We start from the raw sequence: 26,440 nt of genomic DNA on the forward strand, positions 1-26,440 counted from the left end.
ATAAGTCTACAAGAGGAAATTACTAAGTCAAATCGGTTCTGCTCGTTTCTTTCATTAAGTATGCTGACGTCTTTAATCAGAGTTACCGAGCACTTTCCATGCCGCTGGAATCGGTTGTTATGGTTAATGAAATTAGCCGGTTACGAGTGTTAGCCGGGAGGCGGGGCGAGGCAACATGCAACGCAATGGCGATAGATTGCTTGGTTGCAGGCTGTCAAGCGACAACCAGCCGCTGCATCGGAGCCAGCAAAAAATGGCTGACAAGCAAAATATGTTTCAGGAATGCCACCGCAGACGGATTGGGTAATTCTCTGGTTAAAGCCATGCTGTAGTGGTCGCACTGCAGATTTAAAATTTCTTTTCTACCCCGGCAAGCTTGCCCAGCACAAGAGCTGCCAATGCTGCGATGATACTCAGCATGGCCCCCATTTTGGCGGCACCGGCGATCATCGGATCACGGAAGGCCTCTCCGGCTACAAACAAGGCAACAGTGAAGCCGGTCCCGGCAATGACCCCGGCGATCAGCAAGTCCAGTTGCTTCATACCGCGCGGCAGGCCAAAACCTAATCTGGCGGCAAGCCAGCCGAAACAGAAGATGCCACAGGTTTTTCCTGCCAGCAGTGATGCCAGCACCAGAAAGGTGACGGTTCCCATGCTGGAAAACTGCACCCCGGCATTGGACAGGCTGAACATGAACAGGCCGAAATCAACGAACACTTTCCATTCATGCTCGAACCTGGCAAGTGTTGAGTGGTCGCCAGGGTCTGCTTCAAAGAGGTGTTTATGTTCGGCCTTGGCATGGGGGAGAAAAGGGATGATGAAGACCAGTGCCAGTGCCGGATGCAGATGGGCATTGTGCAGTCCGGTCCAGCTCATGGTCCCGCCGACGAGAAGGTAGGGCCAGTAGCTGCGCAGATTACCGCGGCGCATCAGGTAGGCAACTGCCATTGCTGCTCCTGTCAACAGCAGCCACAACGGTTCGGTCGGCAGGTTGGGGTTAGGGTAGAAAATAGCGATAATCCCCAAGCCGATGGCATCATCAGCCACAGCAAGCAGGAGCAGATAGGATACGGCAGGATTGGCAGCGCCGAACACCGCCCTGGCGGCCAGCCAGGCAAGGGCAATGTCGGTGGCGGTCGGAATCCCCCAGCCGTTCCGCAATTCCGGAGCGCCGATTGCTGTATTCAAACTCAAATAGACGACAACCGGGCCGATCACACCGCCCAAGGTCCCCATCAGTGGATTGACTGCCTTTGATATCGGGCTCAGGTCGCCGCCCGGCAGAAAACTTTGGGTGATTTCAACTGCGGCAATGCCAAAGAACAGCACCATGAACAGCTCGTTGGCAACGAAATGAAAAGAGAGCTTGCCCAGAAACGGGGTGGTGTTGAAATCTCGATAACCGGCAGGGTCGAGATTGGCCCAGACAATGGCCACCACGACACCAGCCAGTAATGGGATGGAAAATTCGCGAAGAAGATTGAGACGGTGCTTCATGACCTGGATTTCCTGAAAACTTCATCAGCGGAGCATTTAAATCAAAGTGCTTTCATAAGGCCTATCGTAGCAAAAAGAGACCTGAGTGTTTTCATGACAAAAAAGGCCGGAGGAAAGCTCCTCCGGCCCGAAAGGAGCACACATGGCAGAGTGTGCTCTTACTGCATTTTGCTGAGAATGTACACGAAATTATTGCGTCAGCTTCGTTGGTAGCGGCGGGAGCGGCATCCAGTGAGTAAAAACAGTAACCTTTTTCCTGTTTATCCTGGCAGTGCAGGTCGTGATGCTCTCTTTATTTCCTATACAGGCGTGATCATCCCCGAATATCGGATACGGAGTAAACAGAAGGACCCGCTCAGACTCTGCCGGTAATTTCTCATTCGCATCGATCCATTTCATCGCCGTCCCTTTCGTTGCATTCATCTGAAATGCCGGATGTTTGTCTTTGCTTCCCGCCTCCCGGCGGGTGTCATTCTGTAGTTGCTATTGTCACCATGCTCTGTCGCTTTCTGGTGAAGAGAGTGGTGATCGTCACCAACCAAGGTCCGGCAAGAAGCAGGATGCTGGCAATGGTCGTAAGGTAGCGTTCAAACGTCGTCTGATCGGCAACGCGACCATGGATCAGCCCGCCGGCGATAAAGAGGCGCATCGACACCATGATCACGACTGGAATTGCGATGGCCAGGCAGCAATACCTCCATTTAACGCCTGGGGCAAACTTCTGCCGCCAGATAAGCATGAGCTGGCAAATCGCGTTGAGTGCGACAATCAGATAAATAAGTATTTGGTCAGGCATAGATTCTCTCGAAAAATGGTTTAGTGCCTTTCGGCAACACTACATCATGCCCATTGCCTTCGGCAGCCAGATGGAGAGTGCCGGCCAATAGGTGACGATGACGAGAAATACTATCATCGTACATAGCCATGGCATGACCGCCATCGTAAGCTCGGTAATACTGAGCTTGGAAATACCGCTGGCCACGTACAGGTTGAGGCCGACCGGCGGATGACACAGGCCCACCTCCATGTTGGCGTCAATCAGGATGCCGAAGTGGACCGGATCGATACCGAGGCGCATGGCAGCCGGGAACAGGATCGGGGCAAAGATCAGGATGATGGAGGATGGTTCCATTACGTTGCCCGCCAGGAGCAGCACCACATTGACAAAGATCAGGAAGGTCACGACACCCAGGTCTTTGCCGAGAATCCAGTCGGCCATGGCCTGTGGGATATTTTCGTGGGACATCAGGAACGAGAACAGCACCGCATTGGTGATGATATAGAGCAGCATGGCGCTCAGGTTGGCCGAGTTGAGCAGTACCCGCGGCACATCCTTCATCCCCATGTCCTTGTAGACAAAGACCGAGATGAAGAAGGCATACACCGCCGACATGGCCGCCGCCTCAGTGGCGGTGAAGACGCCGGAATAGATGCCGCCGACGATGATTACCACCAGCATCAGGCCCCAGACGCTCTGACGGAAGGCCGAGATGCGCTCACCCCAGCTGGCTTTGGGCAGACGGGCATAGCCCCGTTTTTTGGAGACATACCAGGTAACGGCGCAGAGCATTATGGTAAGCAGTATCCCAGGTATCAGGCCAGCAACGAAGAGGGCGCCGATCGAGGTGTTGGTCGCGATGGCGTAGACCACTTTGGGGATCGAGGGTAGCATTAGGATGCCGAGAGAACCGGCGCAGACGATGATGCCGGCGCCAAAGCGCATTGGGTAACCTTGTCGGACCATGGCCGGCAGGATGATCGAACCGATCGCCACAACCGTTGCCACGCTGGAACCGCAGACCAGGGCAAACATGGCGCAGGCAAGGATGCCGGCCAGTCCCAGTCCGCCGTGGAAATGGCCGATCATGCTGGTGGCAAAAGCGATCATCCGCTTGGCCACGCCGCCGTGGGTCAGGAAGTTACCGGCCAGGATGAAGAACGGAATGGCCATGATCTCGAACTTCTCGATCCCGGTGAACAGCTTGAGCGCCACCGCTTCGATCGGCACGTTGGTCAGGAGAAAGAGAAAGGTGAGAACGGTCAGGCCGAGGGCGATGGAAACCGGCACCCCGGTCAGCATCAGCGCCAGGAGTAGTGCGAACACGATGCCGACATTGCCGTAGTAGAGACTGACACCGATCAGGACCGCTGAAAGCCCAAACAGCCAGGCGGCTGCGCGGGGTTTGCTCATTGGAGGTATGGCATTCAATGCCGCTTCTGCTGTGCTCATTTCGTCGTACCTCCTTCGGTAACTGCATCTTCATGGGTTATGGGATCATGCAACGCACCCGGCACGTCTTCCGTTACTTCTTCAATCCCCTCCACATGACCTTCGTTGTGGCGCGGAAGGTGGCCGGTCTTTAGGAACCGCCAGCCGACTTGGATGAAACGGAAACACATCAGGTACGAACCGAGGGGCACGGCCGAGTAGATGATCCAGGTCGGCCATTCCAGGTCCGGGGTGATCGGGCCTTCAGTCAGATCGGCCACATTCATTCCCAGCTTGTTGAACACGGCGTAGTGCATGCCGTTCTCCCAGACAAAGGTGGCGCCCAGGGTGCCGATGATGCCGGTGAAAATGGTGCCGCAGATGATGGCCACCATCACCCCTTTGGGACGCCATTCATGGGGGAGGCGGTTGACCAACACATCCACGCCGACGTGGATGCCGGAGCGAACTCCGTAGGCCGCGCCGAACTTGGCCATCCATACGAACATATAGATGCACAGTTCCTGGGCCCAGCTGAGGTTGACCTGGATCAGCCACTCCTGTACGCCCGGGATGGGCAACCCGGCGCCATAACGATGGATGATCGACACAAAGATAATGAGGGTTGCCGCGCCCATGAGGAAGGTGATGATCCATTCCTCCAGATGATCAAGGTATTTCATGATGCTACTCCTGGCCCCGAAAACGGGATAAATGCGTCAACGAAGTTGTTTTAACAACTGCTGACTTACTAATTAGTCGCTAAAAAGGCCGCTGTGGCCAGCACAGCGGCCCTGGTTGCCCACTCTGGATATCAGCAGTTACGGCTTGTAGCCGGTGGCCGCGTACACTTCCTTGACGATATCGGCGCCGATCCGGCCGATGTTGTCTTTATGGGTCTTGTCCATCGCTTTTTTCCAGGCGTCGCGCTCCTGGGGGGTCAGGGTGACGATCTGCGACCTTCCAGATTTCTTCACGCCTGCCAGGGCTTCGTCGTTGTCCTTCTTGGCCACGTCGTTGGCAAATTTGGTGGCGTCCTTCATGGCCCCTTCGAGAATGGTACGGATATCTGCGGGCAGCCCCTGCCAGAACTTCTTGTTGACGATGACAGCGTAACCAAGGTAGCCGTGGTTGGAGACGGTCACGTATTTCTGCACTTCATGCATCTTCTGAGTATAGAGATTTGACGGTGGGTTCTCGGTGCCGTTGACGACGCCGGTCTGTAGAGCCTGATAGACTTCGGAGAAGGCCATGACCTGGGGAATGGCGTTCACGGAGCGCATCTGGGAATCGAGCACCTTGGAGGACTGGATCCGCATCTTCTGCCCCTTGAAATCGGCCAGGGTCTTGAGCGGTTTGTTGGCGCTCATCACCTTGAAGCCGTTGTCCCAGTAAGCCAGGCCAAGGATACCTTTCGGCTCCAGCTTTTTGAGCAGCTTGGCTCCCACCGGCCCCTGAGTGACCTTGTGGAGATCAGCATAGTCGTCGAAGATGAAGGGGAGGTCGAACACCTCAAACTCTTTCACACCGAGCGGGGCGAACTTGGCCAGGGACGGGGCCAGCATCTGCACGGCGCCGAGCTGGAGCGCCTCCATCTCTTCCTTGTCCTTGTAGAGCTGGCTGTTCGGATAGACTTCGATCTTGACCCGGCCTTTGGTGCGCTCCTCGGCGATCTTCTTGAAGTAGTCGGCGGCCTGGCCCTTGGGGGTGTTTTGGGCTACCACATGACTGAACTTGATGACGATCGGGGCGGCGGCCAATGCCGTGCTGGAGAATGCAATCAGCAGAGCGAAGGTGAGTAAAGCTTTCAGTTTCATACGTGACTCCTTTTTGGGTTGGCTGTTAACTTTGTTGTCGTAAAGATAATTAATAGTGTCTACGCCAAGCTGGAACCTGAATTTAAATAGCGTTCTAGCAATCATGGTGCCATTGATTAATCGTCGCGTAAGGGTGTGTTTTAACAAAAAAGCAGGTGAATTAGTGGGCGATGGAGGGGAGGGGGTGTGGCTGAAATTGGCCAATTTCAGTGGCTGAAATTGGCCAATTGAAATGCTAAACTGACGTTTGAAATTAATGGGGTCAGAGGCCGAGTCTTCCCATTTTGTAGCGCAGGGTCCCGCGGGGAATTTTCAGCAGATCAGCGGTTTTTAAGACATTACCACTGCTTTTGGCAAGGGCTGCTTGAATCATCTTCCGTTCAAAGGCCTCAACTGCTTCTTCAAGACCGATCGAGCCGATCTCTGGCAGTTCTGCCTGGAGTGCCCTGGTGGCCGCGCCGGAGATTTCGGGTGGCAGGTGAGGCGCTGTCAGCGTCGGCCCCTGGTTGATGATGCAGATCTTTTCGATGACGTTTTTCAGCTCCCGGATATTGCCCGGCCAGTTGTAGCCTGCCAGCAGAGTCTTGGCCTCTTCCGAGATCTCCTGGAAGCCGCGCGAGAATGCCCGGCTGTACTTGTCGAGATAAAAAGCGGCAAGCCCCGGGATGTCCTCCCGCCGCTCACGCAGCGGCGGAATATGGATCGGAAAGACGTTAAGCCGGTAGAACAGGTCCTCCCGGAACAGCCCGCTTTTGATGGCATCGCTCAGGTTGCGGTTGGTCGCGGAGATGACCCTGACATCGACGTCAATGTTCCTGGTGCCGCCGACCCGCCTGATCTGGCGGCTCTCCAGGACCCGCAGCAGCTTGGCTTGCATCACCGGGTCCATCTCGCCGATCTCGTCCAGGAAGATGGTCCCTTTGTTGGCCGCCTCGAACAGCCCGGTTTTCCTGGCGGAAGCATCGGTGAATGCCCCCTTTTCATGGCCGAACAGCTCGCTTTCCAGCAGATTGATCGGGATCGAGGCGCAGTTGATCTCGATGAACGGTGCCTCGCGACGGTCCGAGAGATGATGGATCGATTTGGCGATCAGTTCCTTGCCGGTGCCGGATTCGCCGGTGATCAACACCGAAGCTTCGGCAAAGCGGGCAACCTCCCGTGCTTGGCGGATAATCTCCTTGAGCGATGAGTTGACCCCGACCAGCGGCACCTTTTCAAACAGCTCCAGCGCCCCCTGCCTGATAGCGCGCACCTCCCGCTTGAGGCTGGTGGTCTGCAGCGCCAGCTTGACGATGACCCGCAAGGCATCGGCCTTGAACGGCTTCTTCATATAGTGAAAAGCGCCCATTTTCAGCGAGGCCACCGCGCTTTCGACCGAGCCGTAGCCGGTGATGACGATGACCAGCAGCTCCGGCTCTATCTCACGCAGATCCTTGAGCACATCCAGACCGTTTTCTTTGCCAAGGTTGAGGTCGAGCAGTACCAGATCGATTTCTTCGGCGGAAACCAGCTCACGAGCGGTTGTCCCATCAGCGGCGGACAGCACCTGGTAGCCGTCCTCGCCCAGAATTCGCTCCACGTTTTCGCGGATGAACGGTTCGTCGTCGATTATGAGAATTTTTTCCATAACATCTCCGGCTTATCAGGTCGTGCAGAGTTGAGATTTTGGGCAGGAAAGGCCTGCTGCTGCCAGTGTCTGCAATGAGTGTACCGCTATTTGGGGGAGATGCGAGGCAGCGACAGGAGATTAGGTGAGGTTTAGCGGCAAGTCAAGGCGGAGTCGGGATGAAAAAAACCGGTCAGTAGTTTTTCATCCTTGCCGGCTTTCGTCCAGAAGTTGGCCGATTTTGGAGAGCAGTTTGATCGGTTGGATCGGCTTATTGACATGAGCTTCTTCAATTCCTTTGTTTTTGAGGAATTCGTCGCTATATCCGGAAAGGAACAGCAGCGGAGTTGCGGGGCACATTTGCCGCAGTTGCCTGCTTCCTTCCACACCGTTCATCCCGGGCAGAATAGCATCCATGATGACAAGCCGTAATGTGGACCGGTTTTCCCTGGCTAGTCGCAGCGCTTCGCCGGTGTCCGCAGCGGTGATGACCCGATAGTTGCACAGGGTCAGGTACTTGGCAATGGAATGGCGAACCGCTTCATCATCTTCGACGAGCAGCAGCAATTCGCCGTTGCCGAGACTGTCCCGGCCTGCTCCGGTTTCGGTTTCCGACGCCTGAAGTTTATCCTGCAGAGGCAGGTAAATGCCGATCTTCGTCCCTTCTCCTGGCACTGATTCCAGCATGATGAAACCATTCATCTGTTTCACCGTGCCGTAGATCATTGCCAGGCCAAGCCCGGTGCCGGTGCCTACCTCTTTGGTCGTAAAAAACGGCTCAAAGATGCGGTCCTGTATCTCGGGAGCAATGCCGCATCCTGTGTCGCTCATGGAAAGAAGCGCATACTCCCCTTCTGGCGCGGTAAGCCCGTGGGCGTCTATATCCTTTTTATCGATGGTAACCTGTGCCGTGCTGATGGTGATGCTGCCCGGGCCAGAGATGGCGTCACGGGCATTGGTGACGAGATTGAAGATCATCTGCTGCACCAGGCCGGCATCTCCGGTGATCTGCAGGGGGTGATCGCCCTGGACCAGTTTTAGTGAAATATCTTCGGTAACCAGGCGGTTGGCAAGCTTGTATGATTCATGGGTCAGGGAGTTGAGATCAAAACCGGTCAACTCGATCTGCTGCTTGCGGCTGAATACCAGGAGACTCCTGGTCAACGAAGTTCCCCGACCAACGGCCTTCTCTATCTCCTCAAGATGGCAGGTCGTTATCCCGAGCTCCTTATTGTCGAGGAGGTGTAACTGGACGTTACCCAGCACCACCTGCATGATATTGTTGAAATCGTGGGCCACCCCGCCGGCGAGCTGGCCGATTGCCTCCATCTTCTGTGCCTGGCGGAACTGCTCCTCCAGATTGTGCAGGGTTTCTACCGAAGCCTTCAAGGCCCTTTTTGCCTGAAGCTCTTCGGTAACATCGGTCATCATTACCTGGAGACAGGGGATGGTCCCCAGGTTCACCACATCGGAGGAGTAGAGAATATCCATTGGTTCGCCGGTCTTCTTTCGCAGTTGGATGGCCCGATTGATGACCAGACCATGATCCCTGATTACCTTGAGGATATCCCCAAACACGTCATGCCGGGTATACAGGTCCAGGTCGGACAGGTATCTGCCGATGCCTTCGTTCTGGTCGAAGCCGAAGAGCTGTAGCCAGGCATTGTTGACTTCCAGCAGGCGGTCGTTGGCAATTTCCCAGATACCGATGGCGATCGGCGAATTGTCGAAGATACTCCGGAAACGGCTCTCGCTCCGCCTGAGGTCTGCTTCGGCCGCCAGCAGTGCCTTCGTTTCTTGAAGCCGTTCTTCGGCAATAAGTGCTGCTGCCGATGCTTGAGCCTCGCGTTGCCGGGCCTGATCAAGACGGTCATGGGTGTAGCTGAAAAGCAACCCCATGATCAGGAAGACAACGACTGAAAAGAGATTGTTGAGCGGTTTGCCGGCAAAAGAGAGTTGTGGGGGGATGAAGAAATAAACCACCAGCAAGGCCGATACCACGGTCGAGACGATGCCGACCTGTTTTCCGCCGATGCGCGAACTGAAATAGACCGTAGGGTAGAAAAGAAACCAGACAAACGGCTTGAAGGTATCCCACAAAAGCCACTGCAGGCAGCAGGTGACGAAGGGAAGTACCAGGGCCGGCACAATGTACCTGGTCGTATATGGTTCTGATTTCATAGACAGGCCCGGTTTAGCTGTGCTTACTGCTTACGCCAGGGGATTGTACACTGCAATAGGAATGGTTTCTGTCGGGAAACCTTGATGACGTGAATGTTTTTTTATTAATTTGTTAGCTTGTGGGGGTGATCCCTTGCTGCAGGGCGAATTTTACCAGGGTGGGGATATTGGTAATGTTGAGTTTCTTCATGAGCCTGCTGCGGTAGGTTTCAACGCTTTTGGCCGACAGATCCAGAATCGTGGCGATTTCCGCGCTGGTCCGGCCCTCGACCACGTGTTGCAGGATCTGTCGTTCGCGGTCGCTAAGGCTGTCGAGCGGACCTTTGGGTATGGTGAGGATATCACGGATCGAGACTCTCGAAGGGAGTTCAATCCCGGCTCCGAGAAAACTCTTGCCGTTCATGACCGTCTGGATCGCGGTAATCACCTCGCTGCCGAGCGATTCTTTCAGGAGGTATCCTTTGGCACCGGCGCGGATCGACCGGAACACGTGTTCATGGGTATTGTGCATCGAGAGCATGATGACCCGCGTCCCCGGCAGCTTCTGGGTAATGGTCCGGCAGGCCTCGATGCCGTTCAGCGCCGGCATGGAGATATCCATCAGGATGACATCCGGCTGCAGCGCCTCTGCTTGGCTGATTGCGGCATTGCCATCGGCGGCATTGCCGACGACAGCCATATCCATATCGGTCTCAAGGATCATCTTGAGCCCATCGCGCACGATGGCATGGTCATCGGCAATCAAGATTCTGATGGCCATCTATGCCTCCTCCTTCAGCATGACCCGGACGGTCGTTCCTCTGCCCGGTGCCGAGTCCATTGCAAAGTGGCCGTTAATCGATTGCGCCCGCTCCTGCATGATGGTCAGGCCCCAGCCGGAGTTTCCCAGGCGTTGTAATTCTTGACCGACATCGAAACCGATGCCGTTGTCGCTCACAGACATCCGGATCGTACCGTCTTTCCTGGCCAACGACAGTCTGAGGGTGGTGGCAGCGGCGTATTTCGACGCATTGTTCATCGCCTCCTGAGCAATGCGCAAGAGCGCCAGCTCTTTTTCCGGGGCCATTCTTTCCAGGTTGTCTGCCAGATCCAGTTCAACAGCGAGTCCGGTGCGCTTGGTAAAGATTTCCGCGTGCCAGTTGAGCGCCGCGGCAAGACCGAAATAGTCCAGCACCGGCGGCCGCAGCTCGGCCATGATATCCCTGACCGACCGGATGATCTCTTCAAGAAAGGCCTGGGTATCTTTGATCCTGTCTGCCAGACCGTTGCGTGCCTCATCCGGCAGCAGGCGGGTGATCATGGCGATATCGAGGCCGAGGGCAGTCAGGTCCTGGCAGATCTGGTCATGCAGTTCAGATGCGAGCTTTTTCCGAATCTCCTCTTCCTGTTCAAGAAGGCGCTGTATGTAGCGGCGGATTGTTTCCTCGATTTTTTTCCGGTCAGTAATGTCACGCCCGACTGACTGAATTTCCCGCAGCTGTCCCTGGTCGTCGTAAAACCCCCGGTTGGCGAACTGCATCCAACGGAGTTCTCCCGAAGCGACATAAGCCCGGTTTTCAATAACAACAATCGGATTGGCAGGAGACATGGCCCGCAATTGCGCCTCGATCGCCGGGATATCGTCGGGGTGGGCAGAAGGTTGCCAGCGGTTGCCGATCAGCTCTTCCGGGGTTTTGTCGAACAAGCGGCAATAGACCTCATTGGCGAAGATAAAGGTGCCATCTGGAAGAAACCGGCAGATAACTTCTGTCTGGTCCTCCACAACGGTTCGATAACGATTTTCGCTCTCCTGAAGGGTCAGTTCGATTCGTTTCCGCTCAGAAATGTCGGAGATGGTGCCGAGCATCCGCAACGGTTGGCCGTCCGGATCGCGCTCGACCACTCTGCCGCGGGTAAGAACCCATTTGTCCTGACCGTCTCCGGCAATCATGCGGAATTCGGCGCGATAATCCGCCGTCTCTCTCTGAAGGTGCCGGTCAATGACCTCATTGACCTGGGGGCGGTCATCGGGATGGATTAGGGAGAGAAAGAATTGCCGATCGGGAGTGATCTGGCCTGGGGAATACCCGACAATTTCGTAGTACTTCGGGCTCAGGTAGGCCAGTCCGGTGCGCAAGTCCCAGTCCCAGACACCATCGTTTACGCTTTGCAGAACGAGGTTCAGTCGCTCTTCGCTGGCCAAGGCTTCTTGCCAGGCCTTTTTCATCTGTGCCACGTAGTGACGCATGAGATAATAGATGACAACTGCCGAAGTGGAGACAAATAACCAGCCTTTGAGCGTGTGCAGTGCTAGCCGAAAACCACGATCCGGGAGCAAAAAGACGGCTGCGTCTGAAAAAAGGATCCACACTATGCTGATGATCAGGTAGATCAGCGCTACTCGTTTCTCCGGCCTGAGGTTTTTGTAATCGCGGTGAAGATGTCCCATTACTCTCCATTTCCCGTTGATAGCAGATCTCTTTGTTGGATCGGGAACCGTAAAGCAAAATTCGACCCGCTGCAAGAACTCCTTAAGTAGATGCCTTGGGGAATAGCCCTCAGCAATCAGGCCATCCCATGGCCAGCTCTACTGTGAACACCGTACCCTGACCGACTTTGCTCTCGATCCTGATATTGCCGTGGTGCTCTTCGACAATCCTCTGCACGATCGACAGTCCGAGTCCGGTTCCTGCGCTTTTCCTTGTGAAGAACGGCTCAAAGAGCCGAGGGATATCCTCTTCAGGGATGCCCGGCCCGGTGTCGGCAACCGTAATACCTGCGCAGTCAGCAGTACAGAAGGTGCCGATCGTTATCCTGCCTCCTGGGGCGACAGCCTCTAAGGCATTGCCCAGGAGGTTGAGCAGCAGTTGCCTGACCTGGTCGGCATCGAACGGAAACAGGGGGATCGGTTGACATGATGCCGTGAGCTCAACCCCCTGCTTTTCACACGCCTTTCTGAACAGCACCAACCCCTCCTGGACCGCCGCATTGAGATCCGACCGGACAAAGCTGGCCCTGGGTGGCGAGGAATAGGAGAGCAGTGACGAAATAAGCCGTTCGACCCGTTCGGTCTCTGTCAGGGCGTGGCCAATCATCAGCTGTGTGTTTGGATCAAGGCCGGGCCGGTCGTGCAGGTCATCGAGCAGCAGGGTGATTCCGGTGAGCGGGTTTCTGATCTCATGGGCAATACCTGCAGAGATCTTGCCCAGGGATGCCAGCCGGTCCATGCGGGTCATCTCCTCACGCATCCGCTCTTTCTCGGTTTCGTCGCGCATGGTGACGGTTAGACCCCGGCTGGCTTCCGGCCCGATCGGGAAGATCCCGACGTCCAGGTGTCTGGTGCTGCCATTGGTGTCGATGGTGACCGGCAAGCGACCGTAGCCGCTCTTGCTGTGCAGAGTTTGTTCGATCCTTGCGGAGATTGCCGGCATGGTGCGGAAAATGTCCTGGAAATGAGCACCCGGACCATCGTTCATGCCGATCATTTTGCTACCGTTCCGATTGATCGAGATCAGGATTCCCGAAGGGGAAAAAGCCAGGATGCCACTGGAGATACTTTCCAGGATGCTCTCCTTGAAGTCGCGCTCCTCGATGATCTCGGTGCGTGAGTGTTGTAACTGTGACAGCGTATCCATGAGGCTGCTGTTTCGGCTTTCCAGCTCATCGGCCATCCGGTTGAAGTCTTCGGCCAGTTCCCCCAACTCGTCGCGGGTCTTGACCTCAACCCGCTTGGAGCTGTTGCCTTCGGCAATGCTTCGTGCCTGTGTCGTCAGTAGTGACAGGGGGTGAGTGACCCCGCGGGATATCAGCCAGGCCGCGGCAACGGCGAACAGGCAGGTGGTGATGAGAATGAAGGCGCTTTCGGTAAGGTGTTCTCGAAGCCGGTTGGCGATGATCCCCATTGCTGTCCGGGCCGGCTCGTGAAAAAGGTCGGTCTGGAAGCCGATGGTGACGCCGCCGAAAATACCGCTTTTTTGATAGACTCCGCTGCGGTACGGAATGGGGGCAAAGGCCATAACCTTGCGCGCCCCGCCGACATTGGTGACATCAACGAATCCGCTTTTTTGCTGCCGGGCAAGCGAGGCAACCACCGGATAATTGGGGTGGATGAACCCGGCATGGTCGAGGTTGTAGGGGATTCTCCCCGTCTCGATGTCGGCTTTTGATGAAGTGGCGCTATATGGTGGCACCAGGATGCCATTACGATCCACCCCCCGGATGTCCCAGAATTTCGGGTGGGTGATCATCCACCCCTCGTCGTCAAACATGAAGGCGTAGTTGCCGCTGCGGTACGACGGGAAAACCGTCTCGCCGACCTTTCCCGGCAGTACGTGCTGGGTGAACTCCATCAGGTGCCGGTGGTCAAGGGAGAGCACGATCAGACCGGTGCGCCTGCCGTCTGCGGCGAAAAGCGGGGCGCAGAAGCGGATCACCCCCCGGTATTCCTTGCCGCCAACCGCCTCTTCCGGTTCTTTGGCACCGGCAAGCTGCTCCTCCTTGCTGACATGGAAGCCGGTGAGATGGCTGACATGGATTTCGCCCGGCTTGAGCTGTGCCGAGTCGCGAAAATAGGTCTCCGAGCGGAACTCGGTCTGTGCCGGATCGGAGACGTCTGCCAGCTGTGCTTGCGGCAGCAGCTTGCCTTCTTTAATAACCAGCTGTTGCCTGCCGTCGTCGGCAATCAGCTCAATCGACCGATAGCGCGGGATCTCTTCTCTGACCTCTCTGGGGTTGGCCCTGGTACCGGTGCGGTACCAGACCACCCCCTGACGGTTGTCGTAGAAGGCCCTGAGCCCCTGCGGCGATCCGGAGAGGGCTGCCGCCAGCCTGACATCGGCCTCGCATTCGATCAGAAAGTCCGAAATGTCGGCGGCAATCTGCCGCGCCCGCATCTCCAGATTTTCCGATGCCTGGCGGTCAACAGCGGTGGAAATCTGCTCGGACAGGCTGCTACCGGTATCTTTCAGTTTGAGAAAGAGGATGCCCGAAGATAATCCTAACGGCAGCAGCGATAGCAGAAACAGGGCAATCAACAGTTTTTTGAAAAGCGATAACGGTCGCATCCCTGACCTTTTATGGAATAATGGGCTAAATCAGCTCAAGCAGAACCGGAGTTGTCGGGGAATCTTCAGTGGGCCGGAGAAATTCTGTCGATAAGCTACAGTTTAGATTAAAACAGCATTGATGGAAAGCAAGCGTTCTGCTTCTTTTCCGTTGACGTGACCGCCCCAAGCAACGTATATCGGTTCCGGAGGGGGACAACATGGGATATCGCAATCTGCAGCAGTGTGTTGCCGATCTGGAGAAAACCGGCCGGTTGATCAGGATCGATAGCGAGGTCGATTCGTACCTTGAGGCAGGAGTGATCCAGCGGCGGGTCTACGAGGCCCAGGGACCGGCGCTGCTTTTTACCAATGTCACCGGAAGCCGCTTCCCGCTGCTCGGCAACCTCTTCGGCACCCTGGACCGGGCGCGCTGGATCTTTCGCGATTCCCTGAAAACCATTGAAGCGCTGGTGGCGCTGAAGATTAATCCGGCCGAGGCCTTGAAAAATCCGGCTTCCCTGATCAAGGCCGTGCCTGGCGCGTTGCACCTGCTGCCGTGCGCAGTCGGGAACGGGGCGGTTCTTGCCAATCGGACCACCATCGACCAGCTCCCCAAGGTGGTCTCCTGGCCCAACGACGGCGGGCCGTTCGTCACCCTGCCGCAGGTCTATTCCGAAAGCCCGAAACGGCCCGGTATCAGGAGTTCCAACCTGGGGATGTACCGGGTGCAACTCTCCGGCAACAATTATCAGCTCAATAAAGAGGTCGGGCTGCATTACCAGATTCACCGCGGCCTGGGGGTACACCATGCTGAGGCGTTGGAGCTGGGCAAGCCGCTCAAGGTCAATATCTTTGTCGGCGGAGCGCCGTCGATGACGGTGGCGGCAGTGATGCCGCTCCCGGAAGGGATGCCGGAGCTGGCCTTTGCCGGTCTTCTCGGCGGCCACCGCTTGCCGCTGGCCTGCCGGGCCGGGGAGCTGCCGATCCCGGCTGAGGCCGATTTCTGCATCTCCGGGACGCTCGACCTGGAAAAGACCCTGCCCGAGGGGCCGTTCGGCGACCATCTCGGCTACTACTCGCTGGCCCACGACTTCCCGGTGCTCAAGGTCGAACAGGTCTGGCACCGCGACGGCGCCATCTGGCCGTTTACCACGGTTGGCCGGCCGCCGCAGGAAGATACCACCTTCGGCGCCTTCATTCACGAACTGACCGGCGAGCTGATCCCAACCGTGCTCCCTGGCGTCAAGGGCGTTCATGCCGTTGATGCCGCCGGGGTGCATCCGCTGCTGCTGGCAATCGGCTCCGAGCGCTACGTCCCCTATGCCGCCGAGCGGGAGCCGCAGGAACTGCTGACCATTGCCAATGCCATTCTGGGGCAGGGGCAGCTGTCGCTGGCCAAATACCTGTTCATCGCCAGCCATGAGGACAATCCGCCGGACATCCACCATATTGGCGAGTTCCTGGGCTTCATGCTGGAGCGGGTTGACTGGCGCCGCGACCTGCATTTCCAGACCAGGACCACCATCGATACCCTGGATTATTCCGGGGAAGGGCTGAACATGGGGTCCAAGGTGGTTATTGCCGCAGCCGGGGCGAAACGCAGGGAGCTACAGAGGGAACTGCCGACCGAGCTGACTCTGGCAGACGGTTTCAGCGAGCCGCGCCTCTGCCTGCCGGGGATCATGGCGGTTCAGGGGCCGGCCTGCAGCGAGTACCGGCCCGGCGAAGATCCGGAGCTGCTGCGCTTCTGCGAGTCATTCGGCCGCAATCAGGGACTGGCCGGCCTGCAGCTGGTGCTGGTCGTTGATGACAGCGACTTTGTCTGCCGGACGCTGAACAACATGCTCTGGGTGACCTTTACCCGCTCCAATCCGGCCACTGACATCTACGGTGTTGGAGCCTTTACCCGCTGCAAACACTGGGGATGCACCGGTCCGCTGATTATTGATGCCCGGAGCAAGCCGCATCACGCCCCGCCGCTGATCGGGGACCCCGAGGTCGAAAAACGGGTTGATGCCCTGGCAACGAAAAACGGCCCACTCTATGGTATAATTTAACCCCACAGCCCAAGGCAAAAGGGGGATGCGCCATGATCAAGACACTCCTGGACGGCAATAAGCGCTTTGTTACCGAGACCTTTGAGAAGGAGAAAGAGCACTATACCGTGCTCGCCAAGGAGCAGAAGCCGACGGTGCTCTGGATCGGCTGCTCCGATTCCCGGGTGCCGGTCAATACCATTACCCAGACCAGGGCCGGCGAGGTCTTTGTCCACCGCAACGTCGGCAACATCGTCGCCACCAACGACTGGAACCTGTCGGCAGTGCTGGAGTTTTCCATCAACCACCTCAGCATTCCCGATATCGTCGTCTGTGGCCACTACGGTTGCGGCGGCATCAATGCCCTTGAAGAAGACGCCCTTGACGACAAGTACATACCGGTGTGGCTGATCAATGCCTATAAGGCCAAGGAGCGGGTGGACGAAAAGCTCCGGGGGTTGCATATCGAAATTGAGCCGGAAAAAAGGCTGCAGCTGATAGTCGAGGAGAATGTCAGGCTGCAGCTGGAACATCTGCAGGAGTACCCGTTCATCAGGAAGGCGATGCGCGAGCAGAAGGTCAATATTCATGGCTGGGTTTATGACATGCACACCGGCGAGATCAAGATAATTCAGAAGAATGCTGTTGCCTGCAGAGACTAGTTAAATAGAACCTATTCAATGAAGTGGAGAAAATCATCGAGTGACTGAATCAGCACCATCCAAATCAAATTACATAACCCCGGAAGGGGTGAAGAGGCTACGCGACGAACTGGACCACCTGTGGAAGGTTGAACGGCCAATAACCACGCAGCGGGTGTCCGATGCCGCGGCAGAGGGTGACCGTTCCGAGAACGCCGAGTACATCTACGGCAAGAAGCGGCTGCGCGAGATCGACAGCCGGATTCGCTTCCTCACCAAGCGTCTCGATCTGCTGAAGGTGGTCGATACCGTGCCGACGGACCAGGAGCGGGTCTATTTCGGCGCCTGGGTGACCGTGGAGAACGGCGACGGCGAAGAGGCGACCTACCGCGTGGTCGGCCCGGACGAGTTCGACCCGGCCCGGAACTTTATCAGCATCGACTCGCCGGTTGCCAAGGCGCTGATGGGCAAACGGATCAACGATGACGTTACGGTGCATCGTCCGGCCGGGGTTACCACGCTGACCATTACCGAGGTCAGTTACCGGACCCCGCCCGCCTACGAGTGACTTGGCATCCGACCTAAATTAATTCAAGGGGATTTGCTTTTATGGCTATGAGGAATCTGCTGTTGCTGACTCTGTTGCTGCTGGTGACCGGGTGCAGCACGGTGCCGATCACCGGGCGATCGCAACTGAACCTGATCCCGGCGTCGACCATGCTGTCGATGAGCGCCCAGGAATACGGCACCTTTATCAAGGGGAACAAGCCCAGCGCCAACAAGGAGCAGGCGCAGCTGGTGAAGCGGGTAGGGACGCGAATCCAGGGGGCGGTGGAGCGGTATTTCGCCGAGCGCGGCATGGCCGCCAAGCTGGCCGATTACCGCTGGGAGTTCAACCTGGTGGAAGACAGCCAGGTCAATGCCTGGTGCATGCCGGGCGGCAAGGTGGTGGTCTATACCGGCATGCTTCCGGTGTCCCAGAATGAGGACGGCCTGGCTGTGGTGATGGGGCACGAGATCGCCCATGCCATTGCCGAGCACGGCAACGAGCGGATGAGCCAGGGGATGCTGGCCCAGCTCGGCGGCGTTGCCCTGGCCGAGGCGCTGGCAGCAAAGCCAGCGGCCACCAAGCAGCTCTGGATGACAGCCTTCGGCGCCGGCGCCCAATATGGCGCGATTCTGCCGTTCAGCCGGCTGCAGGAAAACGAGGCCGACCACCTGGGGCTGGTGTTCATGGCCATGGCCGGCTATGACCCGAACCAGGCAACCTCCTTCTGGCAGCGGATGGCCTCTCAGAAGGGGGGCAAGGCGCAGCCGGAATTCTTCAGCACCCACCCGGCCGACGCCACCAGGATCGAGAACATCAAGCGGTTGATCCCTGAGGTTAGCAGGCAATACCCTAGATAACCCGGCTTCGGCGGCGGCAGCTGAAAGCTCCCCTCATTCACTCCGGTTGCGCTTCTGCTGCTGCTCTAAGGCTCATTGCGCGGCAGCCGGAAACTCGCCTTTCAGGCTCAGACAGCCCGGCTGCTTATCGCTTCATTTCGCCAAGAGCAGCGACGCTTTGCGCAAAGTCGTTCTTTTCGGAGAGCGTTCAGCTGCCGTTCTCTGTAAATGTTGATCTGCTATTTTCGCCCGCCGGCCAGCCTGGCACTTTCCGGCCTCCGCCGCAGCAGCCACATGAACAGCGGTCCCAACACCCCCACCAGGCCGCAGGTGGCAAAACCGATCCCCCATTCACCGTTCACGCCGGGTACCGGCTCCCATCCCTTGAACAGGTCCAACGCCCAGCCAAAGACCGTGGGCGAAATCATTGCCATGGAATACCCCACCAGCGACTGTATCCCCATGGCTGCCCCCAGGTAGGCCGGGGCCACCAGCTCGGTCAGGCCGGTAGAAAACACCGGCGATTCGGCGACCACCAGGTAGCCATAGGCGATGCCGACGATCAGGATCAGCAGCGGACTTGCATCGAACAGCCAGCCAAAGCTGAAGGAGAGCAGGCTGCTTGCCAGCATGACCACGGTGATGGTCTTGGTGCGTCCCCATCGGTCGGAAAGAGTGCCGGTGATCGCCGTGGCAAAGGTCCCGACCCCCACGATCACTGAGGCCGCGGCAGCGCCGAGCCCGGTGGCCCTGTCCGGCGTTGTGCCGTGAGCAATGAGCGATGCCGCGAAGAACGGGGCCACCCAGGTGCGCATGCCGTACATCTCCCACATGTGGCAACCGTAGCCGAGGATCATCAGCAGGGCAGGGCGGTTTTGCACCACCTCGGCGCGGAAACCGCCGGACTCCCCTTTGAAAACCCGCGGGACATAGCCGTCAAAGACCTTCTTTGCTATCAGCAGACCGATAAAGACCCCGGCGGAACAGGCAACGAAAGCGATGCGCCAGCCGGCGAACGAGGCCACAGCGCCGGTCAGCGCCAGGGAAAGGGAAGCGCCGAGCACCAAGGCGCCGACATAGATCCCCACTGCCTTGCCGCGTTCTGCTGGGGTGAATCGCTCCGCCACCAGCTTCAGCCCCGGCATGTAGGTGCCCCCCATGCCAATGCCGGTGAGCGCCCGCAGCACCATGCCCGAGAGGTAGTCATCGGCAAAGAGGGCGAACAGCAGGTTGGCGATGCCCGACCAGAGAGCGGCGATGAGAAAAATGTAGCGGGTGTTGATCCGGTCGGTGAGGGTGCTGAGCAGCACGCCGGAGAGGATGTAGCCGAACTGGTAGACGGAGAAGATCGACCCGGCCATGGTGTTGTTCATCCCCCACTCGGTCTTCAAGAGCGGCAGTACCGCCGAATAGTTGATGAACACCAGCATGATGAACACCTGTGCGGTGCACAGCCGCAACAGCCAGCGGCTGTCGGCGCTCATCCTCTTCGGGGTGTCGTCAGGCGATGGCAATGGTTTCTCCAAGCATCATCAATTATTCCAAAGTGGGTTAGTAAGAAGTTTGTTGCTGTTGTGCCTGTTTGCAAGAGAACATTATGCTATCACCGATAGAGTGGCTGTGCAATTGATTGCAACTTAGAGCTTTTGTATAAAACGGCTTTAATGGAGAGTGATTCTTTGCTATTGCAATGTTTGGTCGTCCCGGCTACTTTTAATGATCACAGGCTAAATGTTCCAGTTGGTTAGATCACCAGTTCGCGCGCCTGAACTGGCCAATAAAGAAGTTAGCGAGAAGAATTAACAATTAAACTCGTCACCGCAAGGAAACATGGATATGAAAAAACTGTCATTATGGCTGACATTGTTCTTTACCGGCTGTGCGGGCATGCCTGAACAGGTGAAACCGATCGATAATTTCAAAGTTCAGAACTACTTGGGGAAATGGTATGAAATTGCGCGCCTGGATCATTCCTTTGAAAGAGGCTTGACCCGCGTCACTGCAGAATATGGCTTACGGGAGGATGGTGGCCTGCGAGTAACAAATCGTGGCTATTTAGCAAAGGAAAACAGGTGGAAGGAAGCCATCGGCAAGGCCTATTTTGTCACTGAAATGGATAAAGGGTACCTGAAGGTTTCATTCTTCGGGCCGTTTTATGGCTCCTATGTGATATTTGACCTTGATCAGGAGAATTACCAATATTCTCTCGTCTGCGGACCGGACACGACATATTTATGGATTCTGTCCAGAACCCCTCGAATTGAAGCTGCAGTAAAAAATCGCCTTGTTGCAAAAGCCGCTTCACTAGGCTTTGACACGAGCAAGTTGATCTATGTTGCCCATGACTGAATACTGCACCCGATAAATACCTCTAACACTCTGAACTGATAACGGATAAATCGATGTCTAAACGTAAACAAACTGCCCGATTGACCCTGCTCCTGACGATATTTGTCATGCTTACAAAACTGTTGTGCGGCGCAGGTGGTGCATCTGCCGGTAACGTTTCCAGCAGACGGATCGCCGCCAGCGGGAATAATTCCGACTCAAACCCACTGCCTGCTCAAACTGCAGTAGAGGATACTTACCCCAAAGTGGCACCAGCAAGTAAGGACTGGACGATCCGCATTGGCGCTGGCGCAATATTATCGCCAGCGTTTGTCGGTTCCCGCGACTATCAATTGATGTTAGTTCCGGCACTGAAAGTTACATATCTAAATACATTCTTTGCATCAGTCGAGGATGGTGTCGGTTATGCTGTCATCAATCAAAACGGCTGGCGTGCCGGCCCGAATGCCAAGATTGCGTTTGGCCGCAAAGAAGACGGTGACAATCCCTTCCGAATTGCTGGCGGCAAAACTTCGGCGTTGCACGGTCTGGGCAATATTGACACTACGTTAGAAGTAGGCGGTTTCGCCGAATATCGATGGAACAACATAAGTACAAAAATCGGATTGCGGAAGGGGGTGAACGGTCATGATGGCCTTGTCGGGGATCTTTCAGTCAAGTATACGCACACCAACCAGTCTCTCTCCCCCATGGCTGGCTTACCGCTTGTCGTCTCCTTCGGACCACGCCTGACAGTGGTAGATGCGACCTACAGCAAAGCATTCTTCGGCGTCGATGCCGATCAAGCTGTGAATTCAGGTTTGCCACGCTATAGTCCAAGTGGCGGCGTTTTGTCGTACGGTGTCGGCAGCTTTATTGTCGTGCCGATCAGTAAACAACTCTCTGCAACTTTTCTGGCAGGTTATGACCATCTGACAGGTGATGCCGGCAGTTCGCCGTTGGTAAGTGAGCGCGGGTCGCCCAACCAGGGGATGTTTGGTGTCTTATTGAGCTACGAGTTCGGATTCGACAGTCGCTAACCAAGAAGATTCACCTGACCAAAAAACCATCAGGTGATCTCCCTTAACGTTTCGAAGGCCGCATGGACAGGTTTTGGGTGAAAAATCTTAGGTCGCGTTTCGAAAAGACCGCAGACCTTTGCAGTGAAAGAAGGGCCGACCATGCGAGACTGTTCTAGTTCAAAGATAGTTTGAAACCTCAATCAGGTTGCCGTCCGGATCGCGAAAGTAGACGGAATTGATTGGTCCCATGGCGGCGGTCCTCTTGATCGGGCCTTCCTCAATCTCAACATTGCACGCCGCCAGATGCTTCATTACCTCGGCAATCGGCACACCGGTGATCAGGCAGATGTCCTGGCATCCCGGCGCTGGCGCCTTCGCCTTGGGTTCAAACTCTTTGCCATACTGATGCAGGTTGATCTTTTGCAACCCAAAACTTAGTGCCTTACGCCCCTCGCCAAAGGTCTCCACCCTCATTCCCAAAACTCGTTCATAAAAACTGCAGGTTGCCGCTACGTCCGCTACGGTAAACACTATGTGGTCAATTCGCTCGATCATGAGTCACCTCCGAAAGAATGTAATTGATTGTATGATCTGATATAGTTGATATACCGTCAATCTTGATAGCGCAATCAAGATAACTGGAGTCAGCCATGCCTCGATTCTATTCAGCCCAAGAGGCCAGCGAGCGCCTCGGAGTCTCGCGCAACACGCTCTATTCCTACGTCAGCAGGGGATTGATCCGCTCCGAACCGACCGGTCCTTCGGCAAAGACCAGCCAGTATAACGCCCTTGATATTGAGCGCATGGCCACCCGCAGCAAGGTTTACAAAGCACCGGCAACTGCGCTGCAAGACTCAACCGATTGGGGGGCGCCCATTTTGGAATCGGCAATCACCCTGATCGGCGATGAAACCTTTTATTATCGCGGCAATTGCGTGCCAACAATGGCAGCCGGGCAGCCTTTTGAGCAGGCGCTGGCGATACTCTGGGAAGTCTCTGCATACGAGACGGTATCGGTCAATCCGCTGTTGCGCGAACGAGTTGAGGTATTGCTCGAAAACCGGAAGGGAATAGATCCGCTGGATCTCTTTCAGAGTATTCTGGCGATGTTGAATCATGAGGATGTCACTGCCTATAGCTTTGCCAGGGAAGCTACCATGAATGCCGGCAGGTTGATGCTTGAAAGTTTTGTGCGGATTATGAGCGGGACATGGCCAACCGCGGGAATTGCCGAGCATCTGGCAGTGGCATGGAAGGTAGATCCCAAGTTTGCATTAATCCTCGACAGTGCGCTGATTCTGGTAGCGGACCACGAGCTGAACATTTCATCCTTTACCGCCCGTTGTGCCGCCTCTGCCGGCTGTTCTCCGTATGCTGCGGTGGCTGCTGCAACACATGCCTTTTTCGGTCGTCGGCATGGCGGGAACACGGAAAGGATTCTCGGACTTCTGGACGAGGCCCGTGGTCAGGGGAGCCTGTATAAGGTTATTGCGTCGCGGGTTAAACGGGGCGACCCTGTTCCCGGTTTCGGTCACAAACTGTATGACGCGGACCCACGGGCCCGCTTCCTGTTGCCACGGCTGCCTGACCGCAACGGCTATATCAGCCAGGCTCTGGAAGCGGCGGACAAGCTCCTTGGACCTTCTTATCCGACCGTGGATTTTGCACTGGTTGTCATGGAAAAAGAATTGACTTTGCCGGAGAAATCGAGTGCCTATCTCTTTTATCTGGGGAGGTTGGCAGGCCTTGTCGCACATATCACGGAGCAGTATGCCCAGAATCGCCCTATCCGCCCCAGGGCGCGCTATGTCGGGATAATGCCGGGTGGGGCACCTCCGTGTACTCCCTGACGCGTAAAATCACAGCGAGGGTGACGGCAATGGCCGCCACTTTGGCCCTTCCGGCAATATGTAGTACCTGTGATGAAAAGAAATTTATAATATCTATGATAAATCTGTTTTAACGGTAAAAGGTTGTATAATTGGAAGAATAAATCATTACAGCTACTTTTTGTGATCACTGATTGAGTGTTCCGGAGAGACTGTGAAACGGATCTCGGTACAACAGATAGTCAGAATGTGTGTCATCTGGATGCTGCTTGTGGCTGCGTTGCCACGTCCAAGCGAGGCCGTGGAAAAGATCGTGTTGATCAGTTCGCAAGACACTAAAGACTCATTTTACGGCCGATGGCTGGACTTGATTTATTCCGAAGTCTTTCGGCGCCTTGGCTATGAATTTCAATACAAGGGCTACCCTGGAGGGCGCGCACCTGTGATGGCTGAAAAAGGTGAGGTGGATGGGGAGATTCACCGCGGTGGTGATTATGATAAGATCGCCAAGAATCTTCTCAAAGTGAATGAACCCAGCTTTTCATTATCGTATGCCGCATATGCCGTCAAGCCGGGGATCGTACTGAATGGCTGGGGGAGCCTGAAAAATACGGACTATACCGTTGAATACAGACGCGGGGCCAAAGTGGCCGAAACCGGATTGTCGGCAATTGTCAAGCCTGAGAAGTTATCCCACATCGCGACGCCGGAGCAGGGGTTGAAAAAGCTTATCTTGGGCCGCACCGATATTTATGTGGATCAGGAGTTTGTCGTTACGGAAACACTCCGGAGATTAGCTCCCTCCTCAGTGTATCAGGCAGGCATCATGTATACTGGGAATAGTCACGTGTATCTGCACAAAAGGCACGCCGCGCTTGTTCCTAAAATCGCGACAGTCCTGAAAGAGATGAAACGAGAAGGCTTGATCAAACAGTATAAGCAGATCGCCTTGGAGCAGCCATGAAGGGCCTCGTATCCGGTTACCCCACCTCCGCGTACTCCCTGACGCGGAAGGTCACGCCGAGGGAGACGGCAAGCCGTTCGACCGCTGCGATGTCGATGCCGGGCACGGTGACGGCGGTGGCCACCACTTCTGGGATATAGCGCGGCGCCTCGCGGAGGAAGTCGCAGATCCCATTGAAACCGGCATCGCCGAACGGGGTATTGCATAGCCGCTTGTAGGTGGCCGGATCGCTGGCGTTGAGGCTGACCGATATGCTATCCACAAGCCCTTGCAGCTCCGGCAAGATATTCCTGCCATGGACCAGGTTGGCCTGGCCGTCGCTGTTGATCCGCACCTTAACCCCTTGCCGTTTCAGCTCCGCAGCCACCTTTTTCACCACGTCGAGCCGGATGAGCGACTCGCCGTAGCCGCAGAACACCACTTCGTCGTAGCCAGTTGGGTCGCCCACGGCTGCCAGGATTTCGGCGCTGGTCGGCTCATGCTCCAGCTTGAGAAAATGCCCCTTGACCAGGAAGTCGTCGAACTTGGGGCAGAAGGTGCAGCGGTTGGAGCAGCGGTTGGTGATGTTCAGGTAGAGGGAGTTGCGGATTTTGTAGGCGATCTTGGCCTGCTGGTCCGGCTGGGCGATCCGGAACAGCCTGCGGCTGTTGAAGGTGGTGATCCTCCCCACATCTTCCAGGGAGAGCCCTTTCAGTTCCGCCACCTTTTCGGCAGTGATCCGCACATAGGACGGCTCGTTGCGCTTGCCGCGGTGCGGCACAGGGGAGAGATAGGGGCAGTCGGTCTCGATCAGAAGGTTTTCGGTCTTGATGCCGCGTACTACCTCGCGCAGCTGTTCGTTGCTCGGGTAGGTAACGGTGCCGGGGATCGAGATGTAGAACCCCATGGCGATGCACTCCTGCGCCATCTCCAGGTCTCCGGAGAAGCAGTGCAGCACGCCGCCGGTCTCGGTCGCCTCTTCTTCACGCAGGATCGCCATGACCCGGTCGTGGGCGTCGCGGTCATGGACGATCACCGGCAGCTCCAGTTCGCGGGCCAGCCTGATCTGCCGGCGGAAGACCTCTTCCTGCAACGGTCGCGGCGAACGGTCGCGGTAGAAATCGAGGCCGATCTCGCCGATGGCCACGACCTTCGGGTTTTCTGCTGCCAGTTTACGGAGCTCGTCGTAGGCCTCTGGCGTGACTCCGGCAGCGTCATGGGGGTGGACCCCGACCGCGGCGTAAAGGTGCGGATGCTGGGCAGCCAGCGCCAGCGCAGCTTTGCTCGATTCCAGGTCGGCGCCGACCACGACGATCTCGGCAAGGCCTGCTGCAGCGGCGCGTGCCAGCATTTCAGAGAAATCAGCTTCAAAGTCACTGCCGTAAATATGAGCGTGACTGTCGATGAAAATAGCTTGGTTCATTTTTTATTCCGGGTAAATAAATTTCGGAGAGGTTATTGCCCCAGCAGGACTTGCAGGTGTTCAGGAAGAAACGGCTTGGCAATCGCGCCTCTGAAGCCGTGTGACGCCGGGTCGTCCATCGCCGGGTCAAACGGATTGCCGCAGGAGACATAGGCGGCAACAGCGGGATCGATCTCTTTTAACAGCTTGACTGCTTCCTCGCCCCCCATGCCGCCCGGCACGTTGAGGTCAAGGATCACCGCATGGTAACGCGAGCCGCTATGCAGTTTGCTCTGGTACATCACCACCGCATCTTTGCCGTTTTCGGCAAAATCAACATTAAAGCCAATACGCTTGAGCATGATGGCAGCGATAAAACGGACATCTTCATCGTCGTCCATAACCAGAACGGTCGGTTGTTCAGTAGGGTTTTCCATTCTCGTATCTGCCCCGTTTGCCGCTACCATCAGCTGCGGCAGTATGGAATTGACTCCGGTGTTTGATCATGGCATAATCTGC

The 26,440-nt window shown here is 56.3% G+C and carries 23 protein-coding genes; 8 read left to right on the plus strand and 15 right to left on the minus strand.

Annotated elements, in window-relative coordinates:
• Positions 1-348: 348 nt before the first annotated feature.
• The 11 genes from KI809_RS15205 to KI809_RS15255 all read right to left on the minus strand — a co-directional run bounded on the left by KI809_RS15205 (position 349) and on the right by KI809_RS15255 (position 14,352).
• Entirely contained in the window at positions 349-1,497 is a 1,149-nt protein-coding gene (locus KI809_RS15205; RefSeq protein ID WP_214172436.1) for a Na+/H+ antiporter NhaA, read from the minus strand.
• 189 nt (positions 1,498-1,686) lie between these two features.
• Positions 1,687-1,920: a DUF551 domain-containing protein gene (locus KI809_RS20975; protein ID WP_353743150.1), complete on the minus strand. Its 234-nt coding sequence runs from the start codon at positions 1,918-1,920 to the stop codon at positions 1,687-1,689.
• A gap of 46 nt (positions 1,921-1,966) precedes the next feature.
• A complete protein-coding gene (locus KI809_RS15215) occupies positions 1,967-2,293 on the minus strand; it encodes a hypothetical protein (RefSeq protein WP_214172438.1) in 327 nt (108 codons plus the stop codon).
• A 39-nt stretch (positions 2,294-2,332) separates the two neighbouring features.
• Positions 2,333-3,727: a TRAP transporter large permease gene (locus KI809_RS15220; RefSeq protein ID WP_281416919.1), complete on the minus strand. Its 1,395-nt coding sequence runs from the start codon at positions 3,725-3,727 to the stop codon at positions 2,333-2,335.
• Entirely contained in the window at positions 3,724-4,389 is a 666-nt protein-coding gene (locus tag KI809_RS15225; RefSeq protein WP_246559435.1) for a TRAP transporter small permease, read from the minus strand. The genes KI809_RS15220 and KI809_RS15225 overlap by 4 nt, the downstream gene beginning before the upstream one ends.
• Positions 4,390-4,527: 138 nt before the next feature.
• On the minus strand, positions 4,528-5,523 hold the full coding sequence (locus tag KI809_RS15230) for a TRAP transporter substrate-binding protein (protein WP_214172439.1): 996 nt from the start codon (positions 5,521-5,523) through the stop codon (positions 4,528-4,530).
• Between the two features lie 262 nt (positions 5,524-5,785).
• Positions 5,786-7,150 (minus strand): sigma-54-dependent transcriptional regulator, encoded by a 1,365-nt coding sequence (locus KI809_RS15235; RefSeq protein ID WP_214172440.1) that lies wholly within the window; start codon positions 7,148-7,150, stop codon positions 5,786-5,788.
• A gap of 183 nt (positions 7,151-7,333) precedes the next feature.
• On the minus strand, positions 7,334-9,310 hold the full coding sequence (locus tag KI809_RS15240) for an ATP-binding protein (protein ID WP_214172441.1): 1,977 nt from the start codon (positions 9,308-9,310) through the stop codon (positions 7,334-7,336).
• A 112-nt stretch (positions 9,311-9,422) separates the two neighbouring features.
• The gene (locus KI809_RS15245) at positions 9,423-10,070 is read right to left on the minus strand and encodes a response regulator transcription factor (protein WP_214172442.1); all 648 of its coding nucleotides are present in this window, start codon (positions 10,068-10,070) and stop codon (positions 9,423-9,425) included.
• Positions 10,071-11,738, minus strand: a complete 1,668-nt coding sequence (locus tag KI809_RS15250) for a PAS domain-containing sensor histidine kinase (protein WP_214172443.1) — start codon at positions 11,736-11,738, stop codon at positions 10,071-10,073.
• A gap of 109 nt (positions 11,739-11,847) precedes the next feature.
• A complete protein-coding gene (locus KI809_RS15255) occupies positions 11,848-14,352 on the minus strand; it encodes a PAS domain-containing sensor histidine kinase (protein ID WP_214172444.1) in 2,505 nt (834 codons plus the stop codon).
• A 200-nt stretch (positions 14,353-14,552) separates the two neighbouring features.
• On the opposite strand from KI809_RS15255, the gene KI809_RS15260 reads away from it, so the two are divergent.
• From KI809_RS15260 to KI809_RS15275, 4 genes are read left to right on the plus strand one after another with little or no spacing between them, the layout of a single operon-like run.
• Positions 14,553-16,391, plus strand: coding sequence for a UbiD family decarboxylase (locus KI809_RS15260; protein WP_214172445.1), 1,839 nt, complete (start codon positions 14,553-14,555; stop codon positions 16,389-16,391).
• Between the two features lie 32 nt (positions 16,392-16,423).
• A complete protein-coding gene (locus KI809_RS15265; RefSeq protein WP_214172446.1) occupies positions 16,424-17,032 on the plus strand; it encodes a carbonic anhydrase in 609 nt (202 codons plus the stop codon).
• 40 nt (positions 17,033-17,072) lie between these two features.
• Positions 17,073-17,579 carry a transcription elongation factor GreB gene (gene greB / locus KI809_RS15270; RefSeq protein ID WP_214172447.1) on the plus strand — a complete coding sequence of 169 codons (507 nt, stop codon included), beginning with the start codon at positions 17,073-17,075 and terminating at the stop codon, positions 17,577-17,579.
• Between the two features lie 41 nt (positions 17,580-17,620).
• Entirely contained in the window at positions 17,621-18,418 is a 798-nt protein-coding gene (locus tag KI809_RS15275) for a M48 family metallopeptidase (protein WP_214172448.1), read from the plus strand.
• 218 nt (positions 18,419-18,636) lie between these two features.
• Here the strand turns inward: KI809_RS15275 and KI809_RS15280 are convergent, their stop codons facing one another.
• A complete protein-coding gene (locus KI809_RS15280; RefSeq protein ID WP_246559436.1) occupies positions 18,637-19,923 on the minus strand; it encodes an MFS transporter in 1,287 nt (428 codons plus the stop codon).
• A gap of 310 nt (positions 19,924-20,233) precedes the next feature.
• On the opposite strand from KI809_RS15280, the gene KI809_RS15285 reads away from it, so the two are divergent.
• Both KI809_RS15285 and KI809_RS15290 read left to right on the plus strand, forming a co-directional pair.
• Entirely contained in the window at positions 20,234-20,746 is a 513-nt protein-coding gene (locus KI809_RS15285; RefSeq protein WP_214172449.1) for a lipocalin family protein, read from the plus strand.
• Between the two features lie 53 nt (positions 20,747-20,799).
• Positions 20,800-21,765, plus strand: a complete 966-nt coding sequence (locus KI809_RS15290) for a MipA/OmpV family protein (RefSeq protein WP_214172450.1) — start codon at positions 20,800-20,802, stop codon at positions 21,763-21,765.
• 159 nt (positions 21,766-21,924) lie between these two features.
• On the opposite strand, the gene KI809_RS15295 is transcribed toward KI809_RS15290, so the two are convergent.
• The gene (locus KI809_RS15295; protein ID WP_214172451.1) at positions 21,925-22,302 is read right to left on the minus strand and encodes a VOC family protein; all 378 of its coding nucleotides are present in this window, start codon (positions 22,300-22,302) and stop codon (positions 21,925-21,927) included.
• Positions 22,303-22,397: 95 nt separating this feature from the next.
• Here KI809_RS15295 and KI809_RS15300 point away from each other — a divergent pair, with 95 nt between their 5' ends.
• Both KI809_RS15300 and KI809_RS15305 read left to right on the plus strand, forming a co-directional pair.
• The gene (locus KI809_RS15300) at positions 22,398-23,597 is read left to right on the plus strand and encodes a citrate synthase family protein (protein WP_214172452.1); all 1,200 of its coding nucleotides are present in this window, start codon (positions 22,398-22,400) and stop codon (positions 23,595-23,597) included.
• A 193-nt stretch (positions 23,598-23,790) separates the two neighbouring features.
• Positions 23,791-24,540: a hypothetical protein gene (locus KI809_RS15305; RefSeq protein ID WP_214172453.1), complete on the plus strand. Its 750-nt coding sequence runs from the start codon at positions 23,791-23,793 to the stop codon at positions 24,538-24,540.
• A 16-nt stretch (positions 24,541-24,556) separates the two neighbouring features.
• On the opposite strand, the gene KI809_RS15310 is transcribed toward KI809_RS15305, so the two are convergent.
• Together KI809_RS15310 and KI809_RS15315 are read right to left on the minus strand one after the other, a co-directional pair.
• Positions 24,557-25,942, minus strand: a complete 1,386-nt coding sequence (locus KI809_RS15310) for a TatD family hydrolase (protein WP_214172454.1) — start codon at positions 25,940-25,942, stop codon at positions 24,557-24,559.
• A 32-nt stretch (positions 25,943-25,974) separates the two neighbouring features.
• On the minus strand, positions 25,975-26,358 hold the full coding sequence (locus KI809_RS15315) for a response regulator (RefSeq protein WP_214172455.1): 384 nt from the start codon (positions 26,356-26,358) through the stop codon (positions 25,975-25,977).
• Positions 26,359-26,440: the final 82 nt, after the last annotated feature.

This window comes from Geoanaerobacter pelophilus (assembly GCF_018476885.1).
In the GTDB taxonomy this organism is placed as follows: Bacteria; Desulfobacterota; Desulfuromonadia; order Geobacterales; family DSM-12255; genus Geoanaerobacter; species Geoanaerobacter pelophilus.